Source organism: Ructibacterium sp. SJQ-7 (genome assembly GCF_054696575.1).
The window spans coordinates 2,347,873-2,361,309 of the sequence record NZ_CP195193.1 but is presented as its reverse complement, the minus strand read 5'-3'; the positions used below and the strand labels follow the sequence as shown (position 1 = coordinate 2,361,309).

Genomic DNA, 13,437 nt, shown 5'->3' with positions numbered 1-13,437 from the left:
AATTAATGAATATGTCAAATATTTTATCATTTTTTTAATTTATTTATTAAAATAGCACAGCATTTCTACACTATGCCGTTTTATCCCTTATCTCATTGTTCCCTCTTATTATAACGGGACATATCGACTGTACAAATAGTTTAGATTTTGCCTTTGCATATAAACCCGAGTTGTGTTCACCTTGCAATAAAAAAGCTACGCTAAAAACGCCCCGTATGACGCATACGACGTTCGGATGATACTGAAAAAATTTAAAATGATTAATGAGCTTGTCAAGGATATTTTATTCTCGACCTTTCGTTTATAAATAAAATTCTGTTCTTCTAAGTGATGTATAAGTTTTACTTTTTCTAATCTTTCTGACCATTTCAATATCCACATCTGCCTAGACAATCTGCTATGTATCATCAGTCTTGACAATAACGCGTCCGTTAGCGTCAACCGCCAAAGACTCACCTGCAAAATCCATTTTGCCCTCGCTTCCAACTCTGTTGCACATTGCAACCGCAACACAATTTTGAAACACTTGTGCACATATTTTCTTTTCAAATATATACATAGACTCTTGCTTTGTAGTCACTATCGGTATTAAAATCAAATCCACACCCATAAGAGTTTCTGTTATATCAAAAAAATAAAGGCTAATCTTGTCAAAATAAACATTGACAAATATTTAACACAGGCGTATAATTTAATCTTGGAGAGTAGTATGACAATTTTTAGACATTTAATTTTACGGCTTGGGAATAAAATTGCCATGTAAAAAAAACGGAGGGAGAATTTTTATGAATTCAAATGATTGTTTGGAAAAACAGCCATTATGCGACGAAATGCTTACAAAAATGAACGCATGGTGGAGAGCTGCGAACTATCTTGCGGCAGGTCAACTTTACTTACTTGACAACCCTCTTTTGAGAGAGCCTCTTAAAAGAGAACACGTAAAGCACAAAATAGTAGGTCACTGGGGTACAGTGCCGGGTCAAAACTTTGTTTACACTCACTTAAACAGAGTTATTAAGCGTTACGACCTTGATATGATTTACATTTCAGGTCCGGGACACGGCGGTAACTTTATGGTGGCAAATACATATATGGAAGGCTCTTATTCGGAAGTATATCCGAACGTAAGCCAAGATACAGAGGGTATGAAAAAACTGTTTAAGCAGTTCTCATTCCCGGGCGGTATTTCAAGCCACGTTGCACCCGAAACACCTGGTTCAATCAACGAAGGCGGTGAACTTGGTTACTCACTTGCACACGCATTCGGTTCGGTATTTGATAATCCCGATCTTATCACTGCTTGTGTTGTCGGTGACGGTGAGGCCGAAACAGGTCCTCTTGCAACAGCATGGCAATCAAACAAATTCCTAAACCCAATAAATGACGGTGCGGTATTACCTATACTTCACTTAAACGGATACAAAATTTCAAACCCAACAATTTTCTCGCGTATATCACACGAAGAAATCGAATCATTCTTCAAGGGATGTGGTTGGGAACCGTACTTTGTTGAGGGCGATGACCCTATGACAATGCACAAACTAATGGCAGAAACTATGGATACAGTAATCGAAAAGATTAAGGCAATCCAAAAGAATGCACGCGAAAACAATGACGCGTCACGTCCAAAGTGGCCTATGATCGTTCTTCGTACACCAAAGGGCTGGACAGGTCCAAAGGTTGTTGACGGAAATCAAATCGAAGGTACATTCAGAGCACACCAAGTACCTATGGATATGTCAAAGCCGGAACATCTTGACCAACTAAAAGAATGGATGTTAAGCTACAAACCCGAAGAATTATTCGACGAAAACGGCAGACTTGTTCCTGAAATCGCCGCACTTGCTCCTGAGGGCAATCACAGAATGGGCGCTAACCCACACGCAAATGGCGGTTTGCTTTTAAGAGATTTACGTATGCCTGATTTCAGAGATTATGCATTTGACGTACCGTTCCCTGGTTCTGTCGAGGGACAGGATATGATTGAACTTGGCGGATTTGTTCGTGACATATTCAAGTTAAACAAGGAAAGCAAAAACTTCCGTATATTTGGTCCTGACGAAACTATGTCAAACAGACTTGGCAAAGTATTTGAAGAAACAAACCGTGACTGGAACGGTGAAAAATACGATAATGACGAATTTCTTGCAACAGACGGCAGAGTTATGGACTCAATGCTTTCGGAACATATGTGTGAAGGTTGGCTTGAGGGCTATATTTTGACAGGTCGTCACGGTTTCTTTGCAAGTTACGAAGCATTTATCAGAATAATCGATTCAATGGCTGCACAGCATGCTAAATGGTTAAAGGTTACATCGGAACTTCCATGGCGTCAAAAGATTGCATCGCTAAATCTTATCTTGTCATCAAACGTATGGCAGCAAGACCATAACGGTTTTACACACCAGGACCCGGGATTCCTTGACCATATTTCAAATAAGAAAGCAGACGTTGCAAGAATTTATCTTCCGCCGGATGCCAACTGCTTGCTATCATGCTTTGACCACTGTATCAGAAGTAAGAACTATGTAAACGTTCTTGTAACATCAAAGCACCCACGTCCGCAATGGCTTACAATGGAACAGGCTGTTAAGCACTGTACACAAGGTATCGGTATTTGGGATTGGGCATCAAACGATAAGGGTTGTGAACCTGATGTTGTACTTGCTTGCTGCGGTGATACACCGACACTTGAAATTCTTGCGGCAGCTACAATTCTTCATAAGAATATGCCTGATTTAAAGATTCGTGTCGTAAACGTAGTTGACCTTATGAAGCTTCAGCCACAGTCTGAACACCCTCATGGTCTTAGCGACGTTGAATACGATTCAATCTTTACAAAAGATAAGCCGATTATATTCGCGTTCCACGGTTACAGAAAACTTGTACACGAACTTACATATAACAGACATAACAGAAATCTTCACGTTTTCGGTTATATGGAAGAGGGTACAATCACTACTCCGTTCGATATGCGTGTTCAAAACGAAATCGACCGTTTCCACCTTGTTAAGGCAACTGTTGAAAGCTTGCCTCAGCTTGGCAATAAGGGTGCATACCTAAATCAACTTATGTGCGATAAACTTGTTGAACATAAGCAATACATTGCCGAATACGGTCAGGACTTGCCTGAAGTTCGTAATTGGAAATGGGAATCAATTAACGACTAATATTATCAAAAAGCGATTACTTTGGTAGTCGCTTTTTTTATGCAAAATCGCATAAAAGTTCAAAAGACGGCGATAAATGCAGTTATAAATGTTGACTTTTTTCGTATATTATTATACAATAAAGTAGTAAAAGAAATTTTAAATTCCATAAAAAAGGATTAATTTTACAAAAACATTTAGCCTAAATTGGTATATTTTGTTATTGTTTAGTTTGATATTATAACGAGGAGGTAAATTAATGGATTCAAATATAAAATTGACAACTAAACAGGCTGAAGAAAAAATGAAAATTTACAGAGAAGTTTTTGATGTTGTACGAATTATAAAATCCACAGATATTCGCAGAATGCAATGCGGTCAAGAGCCGGAACTTGATGAGAATATGTGCAGATGTTATGATTTTTGGAACAAGGACAAGCAATGTGAAAACTGTGTGTCCGAAAAAGCTTTGACCCAAAAAAAGCAATATACAAAGCTTGAATGTTTGGAAAATAACATATATCAAATAATCGCGAAATATTTTGAGATTGACGGAGTACCTTGCGTTATGGAAATGGTGCACCGTCTTGACAATGAAAATCTTATAGATAACGATGGCAGAAGAATTCTAATGGATAACCTAACCGGTTACAAAAACGAGCTTTATCGTGACCCTCTGACAGGTGTTTACAACAGACGTTATTACGAAGATAATATTAAAGATTTGAATGAAAATGCCGGTGTGGCAATGATTGATTTAGACGATTTCAAACTTTATAATGATTCCTACGGTCACAATGCAGGAGATATGGCGCTTGAAACAATCGTCAGTGCAATCAAAAAATGTATAAGAAGTTCAGATAAGATTATTCGTTTTGGCGGAGATGAATTTTTACTTGTACTCCCTGGTATACACAACAATATCTTTAATAAAAAACTTCAACAGATACGAACAAGAATCAAAGAGGTTAAGGTTGACGGATATTCAAAAATACGTTTGTCTGTCAGCATAGGCGGAGTTATGACTCACAACGAAACGATTGAATCGGCTATGCATCGTGCCGACAAATTGATGTTGCAGGTGAAAAGCCATCAAAAAGGTATGGTTGTAACCGAAGAAAATGAGTTTGGCGTCATTGACAATGAATCAGAAGTAAAAGACAGACAACGCGTGCTTGTGGTTGACGATTCATATATGAACAGAATGATTTTGACTGAAATACTGAAATCGGATTATGAGATCATCAACGCGTCAAGCGGCGAAGAATGTCTTGAAATAATCGAAAAGTATGGCACCGGTATAGATATTATTTTGCTTGATATTGTTATGCCGGGTATGGACGGCTTTGAAGTGCTTAATTATATGAATAACAATAATTGGATTGAAGATATTCCTGTAATTCTGATTTCAAGCGAAGATTCCAATCAATATATAAGACGCGCATATGAAATGGGCGTGTCGGATTATATAAGCAGACCGTTTGACGCAAAGGTCGTTTATCAGCGTGTTTTAAACACAATAAAATTGTACGCTAAGCAAAGACGGCTTATAAATTTGATAACCGATCAAGTTTATGAAAAAGAGAAAAACAATAAAATGATGATAGACATACTGAGCCAAATCGTTGAATTCAGAAACAACGAGAGCGGTATGCACGTCAGAAATATAAGCACACTGACAGGAATGCTTTTGGAAAAAATTGTCCAAAAGACGGATAAGTATTATCTTTCATGGTCGAAACGTTTTTATATAACAAACGGTTCGGCACTTCATGATATAGGAAAAATAGGTATCCCCGAAGAAATATTGAATAAACCCGGCAAGCTTACAAAAGAAGAATATGAAATTATGAAAGAACATACCGTGATAGGTGAAAAAATGTTGAAAAGTCTTGAATTGTATCAAGACGAACCGTTGGTAAAAACGGCTTGTGAGATAGGCCGTTGGCATCACGAACGATATGACGGTAATGGTTATCCCGACGGCTTGAAGGGTGATGAAATTCCTATATCGGCTCAAATTGTTTCAATAGCAGATGTATATGACGCACTTGTGAGTGAGCGTGTATATAAGAAAGCATTTTCACACGAAAAGGCTATGGAAATGATTTTAAACGGCGAATGCGGTGCATTTAATCCATTGCTTTTGGAATGTTTGGTTGAAATTCAAGACAGAATAAAAACCGAACTTGACAGCAGCGTTTCTGTGAAAAAGGAAACATATAAGAAAACCATTCAGGAAATAGAACGAGATATGAACATAAATACACTGTAAAACAAAGGAGAAAAACAGAATGACATTAAAAGAGTTTTATGAGCAAATTGATTCAGATTATAAAGACGTTATCAAAAGACTTTGTGATGAAAATATGATTAAAAAGTTTGTTTTTAAGTTTCCTGAAGATCCATCTTTTAATAATTTGAAAGACGGCTTAAAAGAAAATGACGCCGAAAAGGCTTTTTGTGCAGTACATACGCTAAAAGGTGTTTGCTCAAATTTGGGTTTTGAAAGACTGTATGAGGCAAGCTATGAACTTACAGAAAAACTCAGAAACAGAGTCATTGATAATTGTGACGAATTGTATAATGCAGTTGAAAGACTGTATACGGATTTGATTGCAAAAATCAAAGAAATTGATTAATTTAAAATACCGACTTCAAACAGAAGTCGGTATTTTTTGTCATACGGAATCTATATTAAAAGCCCAGCACAGGCTGGAGCTGTCTGCCCTCAAAGGCGGCGATTGCCGCATCGGGTAATTTTTCAAAGTCGGCTACAAGTGAGTTAGGCTTTTTTATGTAGTCATCTTGTGAGAAAGGCAGAAAATATAGATTTTTGCAGTTTAGAAGTGTTCCTATATTTTTAGCGGCAGTACCGAGTCCGTCGTTGGTGGATACGGCTAAAAGTACAGGCTTTTGGTTTCTTAAATGAGCTTTTACTGCCATGGTAACAGATGTGTCGGCAATTCCGTTTGCAATTTTTGCAAGAGTGTTGCCCGTGCATGGCAGTACGACAAGTAGGTCGAGTAAGTTTTTCGGTCCAATCGGCTCTGCGTCTTTAACACAGCATATAATGTTGTTGCCGGTTAGATTTGTTATGTTGGTACGAAAATCTTCTGCTTTGCCAAATCGCGTGTCGGTGTTGTAAGACATCTCACTCATAATAGGTATAACATTCGCACCGGTTTGCGTGAGCTTTTCAAGTACCCCCATTGCTTTTTTGAAAGTGCAGAATGAACCGCACATTGCAAAACCAATGGTTTTATTTTCCCAATCCATTTATTACACCCCCAATTCTTTGATAATATTCATAATCGTGTCTTTGATAATTGCTCCGGACGAAACGGGAGCAATTTTACCCGGTAACGACAATGCCCAAATTACTTTTAAGCCGTATGATTTTGCGGCATCAAAATCAATCCCCCCGGGTTTGGAGGCAAGGTCGATAATAAGAGCGTCTTTTTTGACTTTTGTTAAAATTTCATCGTCCAAAATCAGTGAAGGTATGGTGTTAAAAATTATATCAAACTCATGTATGTGGTCTTTTAAGTTATCAAGCGGCAACGGCTCATATCCATGTCCCTCAATCATAGCAAGATCGGCATATTTTCGTGCCTCCACATATGTTTGAGCACCCAGAGCATATAAATCCTTTGATAATATTTTTCCGATTTTACCATAACCTAAAACAAGGCTTTTACTTCCGTGAATTGTAAAAGGTGTTTCCGCAATCGCTATTTCAATCGCTCCCTCTGCCGTAGGAACGGCATTAGGGATATGGCTATTGATTTCCTCCCCTAATGATTTGTTTAAATGCTCAGAAAGTCATACGCAAAATAAAATGATATATTGTAATCTAATATAACAATAAATAAAGACAAGCTCTATTGAACCGCCCCCAAAAGTCAGACCAAAAATCTAACTAATTGGAGGCGGTTCATCAGCTTGCCTGTTTTAACCCTACTTGCAGTCACACTCTTTCTTTATCCCGTTCACATAAATCTTTTTGTGCTGTAAATTCGCCTGCATTTTATCTAACGCTTCACCGTTTTTTCTGTTTCAAACAAATGCACCAAAACAGCTTAACAGTGCGGTTTGTTGGGATTTTGTATTGTAAAATATAAATTGCGACTTGATAACATTTTTATTTTCTTCAACCATTCACTCCTTCTTGTTCATTAATCAATTCCTGTACAAGATATTCATCGCTCATACAATGCATATCAGATACACCGTTACTCATTAATTCATACAACTGTGAATGATAAAAAATATCCAACGCATTTTCAATAGTGATTGCATTTTCCTTTGCAAAAAGCTCAACCACACGAGCATATTTCTTTTGCAACAAAATCGGATTAGCATTCATAGTTGTTCACTCCCTTCAAAGTGCAAATAGGTTAATGCTTTATCTGTACGAAAAGCTATTTGTAAATTCGGTTTCTCATATCGTAGTCTGCCTATTGCTTCTGTTTTATCTATCAATCCGTCAAAGAACAACTCAACCGTGTTGAATACCTTATCATTGGCAACACCGCCAATAACCATATCATAATCTGTATTGTCTTTTCCCCTGCGACAATTCAAAATAAAATCAAGCCATTCTTCAGAATAGGAATCGAATTTCAAAATTTTAAGTGCTTTATTATCGTTTTCATCAAATTCATAACGTGTAACAATACCATTCTTCCCACGTTTCTTAAATTTACTGCACCACTTTACCGCTTGTTCGTATATTGGAGTAGTATAAAAACCTTTTCCAAAATCAACATTAGGTCTGGAATGTTTTAAATCCGGCTTGTTAATCTCTATAAACGAACCATGATATAAAATCATATTTCCACACCTCTTTCTTTCATAACTTCAATTATATCATCAACGATATAATCTTTACTCTGCGTGTGTAAAATCTCATACTCAGGAATAATATATTCATTCAAAATATTTGTTTGTTCTGTTAGCATTGAATAAACTTTTGGGGCATCAATATTTAACTTATCTGCAACATTTTCGATACAAAAAATAGCAAACTCCAATTCTTTATTGCCGAATTTCTTCTCATTATAATTCACATCAATCACCCCTTTACTGTTCAAGTATAGCATATTTTTACGAGCTTATCAATCTCATAAATTTTTTTACACGGAATATTAAACTTTGTAATATTCCAAACAATTTTATCTTTCCTTATTTTGTCGACAGGCTCATTTATTATTTATCAGTCGCAATTACTTCATTCATACTACCCGTACGATAGCCTTGTAAGTCCATAGTCACATAAGAAAATCCAAGAGCCTTTATACTTGCATATAATTCTTCTCTCATTTTAAGCATTTTTTCAAAGTCCTCCGGCAGTAATTCTATTCGTGCAATATCGCCGTGAATACGAACTCTAAACTGTTTAAAGCCCGAATTTCTCAATATTTGTTCCGCTTTTCCTACTCTTTCAAGCTTTTCGGCGGTGATTTTTTCGCCGTACACAAATCGTGACGAAAGGCAAGCGAAAGACGGTTTATTCCAAGTAGGAAGTCCGAGTTCTTCGGACATATCTCGAATTTCCTGTTTTGTAAACCCTGCCGTTTGCAGAGGGCTTAATACTCCCAACTCATGAATTGCTTTCATACCCGGTCGATAGTCACCGTTATCATCAAGGTTTGAGCCTTCCGCAACCACATTTACACCGTTTTCCGCGACAACTTGCTTTATAAGGCTGAATATTTCTTTTTTACAGATATAACAACGATTTGTCGGATTATCCGCAAAACCGTTTATATCAAGCGGGTTAACATCACATATAATATGACGGATATTTTCACTTTTGCAAAATTCCTCCGCTTCGCAAATTTCATTACTCGAAATTATACATGAGCGTACCGTAACGGCAAGAGCATTATTTCCAAGTGCTTCCTTCGCCGCCTTTAACAAAAATGTAGAATCTACACCGCCCGAAAACGCTACTGCAACACTGCCTAATGATTTCAAATTCTCTATCATTTTCTCGTACTTACTATTCATTTTTCTCTAATTCCTCTCCTATCAATCTGCGTGTTTCGCTTATGGAAATACCAAGTTTATCCGCAATTCTTGCAACGTCGTCATATTCGGCTTTTACACGTTTTACACCATACCCCTCCGACTGTTTAACACGAACATCTCCGTACTTTGTTTTTACTGTGTTTTCTGTTCTGTCAAGTATGTAACGCTCATAAATATTTTGTCTTATACCTATAGTCGAAGTGTATCTGAATATTGCATTTACCATTGTTTCCTTGTCCGAAGTTTTACATATACACGAAAGCAAAGTTCCCGGGCGGTTCTTTTTCATACCGATTGGCACAGTAAACACGTCAACCGCTCCCAATTTCAGAAGTTGCTCTGTCGCATATCCGATTTCCTCTGCGGTCATATCATCAATATTACATTTTAACTCTAAAACTTGTTGTGTTTCGCTTTCCGTTTCACCGAGCATAACACGAATACAATTTGCCGTATCAAAGTCCTTTGTACCCATTCCGTAACCGATTTTTGAAACACGCATAACAGGCATATTGCCGAACTCGTCTACAAAACGTGCCAAAAGTGCCGCACCTGTCGGCGTACACAATTCACCTTGAACGTTTCCTCCATAAATCGGAATATCCTTTAATATATATGCCGTTGCCGGTGCAGGAATGGGCAATATTCCGTGTGCACACTGCACTTGACCGCAACCGACATGAATTGGCGAAGCGATGATTTTATCAATACCCAACTCGTGTATCAGCATACAGACACCTGTAATATCCGCTACGGCGTCCATTTGTCCAACTTCGTGAAAATGTATTTGTTCAATTTCACAGCCATGTGCGTGGCTTTCAGCCTCCGCAATCAAATGATACACCGCCAATATATCTGTGCGTACCTTTTCGGGAATATCAAAATGTTCTATGATATGTTCGATTTCGTGCATACCGGTATGGTGATGGTGGTGATGATGGTCGTGGTGATGGTCGTGCATATGCTCGTCCTCATGTTCACCATTTACGCTTACATCTATATGCGTTCCCGTTATGCCACACTTTACACTTGCCGTCTTACTTACGGTTACATTCGGAATACCAAGTTTATTTAACCTATTCAAAAATTCATCTGCATTCGGGTGCAACTCCAACAATGCAGACATCAACATATCACCTGCCGCACCCATATTACATTCAATATATAAAGTTTTCATTCATTAAGTCCTCCCATATGATTTATCATACTTGCTTGAAATGCCGCTCCGAAACCATTATCGATATTTACAACGCTTACACCGCTTGCACATGAATTAAGCATCGACAAAAGTGCCGCTATACCTCCGAAAGACGCATCGTAACCCACACTTGTCGGAACGGCTATAACAGGACAATCCGCAAGTCCGCCGATAACACTTGCAAGTGCCCCCTCCATTCCCGCAATCGCAATAACAACACGAGCGGTCATTATTTCTTCCGTATGCGTAAGTAATCTGTGAATACCGGCAACGCCTACATCATATAAACGTGCGGTATTGTTACCAAGCATTTCAGCTGTAATTGCCGCCTCCTCCGCAACAGGTATATCACTTGTCCCGCCTGTTGCGATAACAATTTTCCCGACACGTTCTTTCGGCATAGAGCCTATAATGCCGATATTTGCCATATCGTAATAATCAAGCGGAATTTCTTTGTTGATTTTCTCTGCCTTTGCTTTGTCAAGTCTTGTGATTAAAATATCTTTTTGTCCATGTTCCGCAAAAGATTTTGAAATGCCTATTATTTGTTCGGCGGTTTTCCCTGCACCGTAAATCACTTCCGATACACCTTGACGCGATTTTCTATGAAAATCCGGTTTTGCATATCCCAAATCTTCAAACGGCTCATTTTTTATATGAAGCAATGCGTCATCAACTGAAATATCTCCGTTTGCAACATTTTGCAATAATTTTTTGATTTCGTTCTGTTCCATAAATTCACCTTCAACGCACAAAAGGCGGCTTGCCGCATTCTGCGGCAAAGTCGCTTAATTTTGCTGATTATTCACTTTTATTATATCATTATTTATTTAATCCTTCAACCCAAGAATTAACCTCATCTCGCACATTTGAACCGACTAATGTTTAACTACTTTCCTTTTATATCTGTTGAAGCGGCAAGCTCCGTTTGTGTTTCATAGTCCGCAATTCTTTCTTTTAATCTTTCAATCGTTGCTGATAGTGCTTGTGAACCGAGCACCATTCTAAGCGGTGCTTTTTCCATATCAACGCTTTCAATTATACGTTGTGCCATTTTTGCCGGATCTCCCGGTGCAAGTCCCTTTGACGCGTCAAGCATATTCAAAAATCCATGACAGCTTTCATACTCGTCCATAAGGTTTGCGACCTTTGCACTGCCGTAACGGAACTCTGTTCTCGCGCCTCTCGGCTCTACAATGGTTACTCCGATATTAAACTGTGCCACTTCCTGTGCAACTGCTTCGCAAAATCCCTCAATACCGAATTTTGTGGCATGGTACATTGAATTTGCAGGATATGCAACCTGACCGCCGTATGATGATAATTGAATAATTCTTCCACCGCCTTGTTTTCTTAAATAAGGAAGTGAAGTTTTTATAAGCTGAATTGAACCTGTCAAATTAGTTGCAATAATGTGATTGATTTCATCATCTGATAATTCCTCCGCACAGCCAAACAAGCCGTATCCTGCATTACTTACAACAACGTCGATTTTTCTGTGTTTTTCAAATGATTCTTTTACTGTCTGTTGCACTGCCGCTACATCTGTCACATCAAGAATACGACAATCAAAATTTACCGGATATTTTTGTATTAAATCCTCAACTTTTGCAGTATTCCTAACCGTTCCGATTACGACATCACCTTTTTCAAGCAACTGTTTTGTCATTTCATATCCAAAACCGCTTGACACTCCTGTAATTAACCATGTTCTACTCATTTTAAAAATCCTCCTTTTCCGCTGCACTGTTTACACATCTAAGTGCGTTTAATGAACGTGGATAGCCAATGTATGGCAGACACTGCGATATAATTTTTATTAAAAATATTTTGTCGTTTCCTATACGCATATTTGCCGCCGCATGACTTGTAAGCTGAGGTTCACAGCCGCCTTGTGCCGCAAGGAAACAAAATGTAATCATTTCTCGTTGTTTGTAGTTAAGACCTTTTCGAGTGTAATAATCGCCAAAACAATTATCGGCAAGCAATAAATTTATATGTCGGCTTTCTTCCGGTCCGGACTTCCAAAAGTCACGCATACCCTCGCCAAAAATTTCAACCTGTGCCTTTGTTCCTTCTTCACGGCGATTTTCAGTTGTTGTAGTGGCTTGATTTTCAAGCGGGAGTTTTATTCCTTTTTCAGTAAAGACTTTGTTCATCACCTTTAAAAACGGAAAAACTCTGCCTATTCCCAAATATGCCGTTGCTTGATATACAATCTCTCGTATCTCAACGGGTGTAACGCCAAAGTTCATTGCCGCACCAAGCATTACCGAAAATTCATCTACACCCTGACAACCTAAAAGTGAGGCTAAAATTGCGATAAATCTTGTTTTATCGTCAAGGTCATCACTGTTTACAACTTCGTCAAACGCAAAGTTGTCAAATCGCTCAATAAATTCGGGATCTGTTTCCAAAAAAGCAGAATGGTATTTCGGAAACATTTTTTCATGATAATTTCTTGAAAATTTCGTTATTGCCACTTTCTTACTCCTTTTATTATTTCACTATTTGTTTTGCCTGGTCCGCAACAAGCTTTTCTGACTTTGAAGCGTCTGCACCGTGAACGGCAAAACCTTTTTCAAAAATTGCTCCTGTGCATATTTTCTTTAAATCTCGCTCACCACTGCCAAGACCGCTACCCTCATGCGTCATTACGGCAATTACCTTTTTACCGTTCCAATCAAGTCTTTCAAGCTGTGTAAATACCGCCATAGGATAAGTACCCCACCAACATGGACCGCATATAAATATATTTTCATACTCATCAATGCTGTAAAGATATTTTTTAAGTTCAGGTCTTGCGCCGCTGTTAAGCTCTTGCTTTGCATCATCGATACATTCATAATAATCGGCGGAATATTCCTTTACCGTTTCAATCTCAAATAAATCTCCGCCGACAGATTTTTGAATAAACTCTGCTACAATCTCTGTGTTGCCTTTATCCAAATTTTTAATACTTCCGTTCCAATAATTCTGACCTTTTCTTGAATAATAAATAATTAAATTCTTTGACATTTCGTACACCTCATTTACTTTCAATTTATGATTTAA

At 38.1% G+C, this 13,437-nt stretch carries 15 protein-coding genes; 3 read left to right on the top strand and 12 right to left on the bottom strand.

Annotated features, from left to right (window positions below; all coding sequences use genetic code 11):
* Positions 1-397: 397 nt before the first annotated feature.
* Entirely contained in the window at positions 398-559 is a 162-nt protein-coding gene (locus ACSAMO_RS10210; RefSeq protein ID WP_499209254.1) for a hypothetical protein, read from the bottom strand.
* A gap of 226 nt (positions 560-785) precedes the next feature.
* Between ACSAMO_RS10210 and ACSAMO_RS10205 the strand changes: the two genes are divergently transcribed.
* The 3 genes from ACSAMO_RS10205 (at position 786) to ACSAMO_RS10195 (ending at position 5,791) form a co-directional block, all read left to right on the top strand.
* On the top strand, positions 786-3,170 hold the full coding sequence (locus ACSAMO_RS10205; RefSeq protein ID WP_412275080.1) for a phosphoketolase family protein: 2,385 nt from the start codon (positions 786-788) through the stop codon (positions 3,168-3,170).
* 238 nt (positions 3,171-3,408) lie between these two features.
* A complete protein-coding gene (locus ACSAMO_RS10200; RefSeq protein WP_499209253.1) occupies positions 3,409-5,424 on the top strand; it encodes a diguanylate cyclase in 2,016 nt (671 codons plus the stop codon).
* A gap of 19 nt (positions 5,425-5,443) precedes the next feature.
* Complete coding sequence (locus ACSAMO_RS10195; protein WP_499209252.1) at positions 5,444-5,791, top strand: Hpt domain-containing protein; 348 nt, start codon at positions 5,444-5,446, stop codon at positions 5,789-5,791.
* Between the two features lie 55 nt (positions 5,792-5,846).
* Here the strand turns inward: ACSAMO_RS10195 and ACSAMO_RS10190 are convergent, their stop codons facing one another.
* The 11 genes from ACSAMO_RS10190 to ACSAMO_RS10140 form a co-directional block, all read right to left on the bottom strand.
* A complete protein-coding gene (locus tag ACSAMO_RS10190; RefSeq protein ID WP_022229762.1) occupies positions 5,847-6,428 on the bottom strand; it encodes a dipicolinate synthase subunit B in 582 nt (193 codons plus the stop codon).
* 3 nt (positions 6,429-6,431) lie between these two features.
* Positions 6,432-6,881 carry an NAD(P)-dependent oxidoreductase gene (locus tag ACSAMO_RS10185; RefSeq protein WP_499210100.1) on the bottom strand — a complete coding sequence of 150 codons (450 nt, stop codon included), beginning with the start codon at positions 6,879-6,881 and terminating at the stop codon, positions 6,432-6,434.
* Between the two features lie 421 nt (positions 6,882-7,302).
* On the bottom strand, positions 7,303-7,518 hold the full coding sequence (locus ACSAMO_RS10180) for a DUF3791 domain-containing protein (protein ID WP_118446002.1): 216 nt from the start codon (positions 7,516-7,518) through the stop codon (positions 7,303-7,305).
* Positions 7,515-7,985 carry a DUF3990 domain-containing protein gene (locus ACSAMO_RS10175; RefSeq protein WP_118446001.1) on the bottom strand — a complete coding sequence of 157 codons (471 nt, stop codon included), beginning with the start codon at positions 7,983-7,985 and terminating at the stop codon, positions 7,515-7,517. Before ACSAMO_RS10175 ends, ACSAMO_RS10180 begins: the two co-directional genes overlap by 4 nt.
* The gene (locus tag ACSAMO_RS10170; RefSeq protein WP_499209251.1) at positions 7,982-8,221 is read right to left on the bottom strand and encodes a DUF3791 domain-containing protein; all 240 of its coding nucleotides are present in this window, start codon (positions 8,219-8,221) and stop codon (positions 7,982-7,984) included. Before ACSAMO_RS10170 ends, ACSAMO_RS10175 begins: the two co-directional genes overlap by 4 nt.
* 139 nt (positions 8,222-8,360) lie before the next feature.
* Complete coding sequence (gene larE, locus ACSAMO_RS10165) at positions 8,361-9,164, bottom strand: ATP-dependent sacrificial sulfur transferase LarE (protein ID WP_499209250.1); 804 nt, start codon at positions 9,162-9,164, stop codon at positions 8,361-8,363.
* A complete protein-coding gene (gene larC / locus ACSAMO_RS10160) occupies positions 9,157-10,362 on the bottom strand; it encodes a nickel pincer cofactor biosynthesis protein LarC (RefSeq protein WP_499209249.1) in 1,206 nt (401 codons plus the stop codon). Before larC ends, larE begins: the two co-directional genes overlap by 8 nt.
* Complete coding sequence (gene larB, locus ACSAMO_RS10155) at positions 10,359-11,117, bottom strand: nickel pincer cofactor biosynthesis protein LarB (protein WP_499209248.1); 759 nt, start codon at positions 11,115-11,117, stop codon at positions 10,359-10,361. The genes larC and larB overlap by 4 nt, the downstream gene beginning before the upstream one ends.
* A gap of 155 nt (positions 11,118-11,272) precedes the next feature.
* A complete protein-coding gene (locus ACSAMO_RS10150) occupies positions 11,273-12,103 on the bottom strand; it encodes an SDR family oxidoreductase (RefSeq protein ID WP_499209247.1) in 831 nt (276 codons plus the stop codon).
* A gap of 1 nt (position 12,104) precedes the next feature.
* Positions 12,105-12,827 carry a carboxymuconolactone decarboxylase family protein gene (locus tag ACSAMO_RS10145; protein ID WP_499210099.1) on the bottom strand — a complete coding sequence of 241 codons (723 nt, stop codon included), beginning with the start codon at positions 12,825-12,827 and terminating at the stop codon, positions 12,105-12,107.
* A 55-nt stretch (positions 12,828-12,882) separates the two neighbouring features.
* A complete protein-coding gene (locus ACSAMO_RS10140) occupies positions 12,883-13,401 on the bottom strand; it encodes a flavodoxin (RefSeq protein WP_118445995.1) in 519 nt (172 codons plus the stop codon).
* Positions 13,402-13,437: the final 36 nt, after the last annotated feature.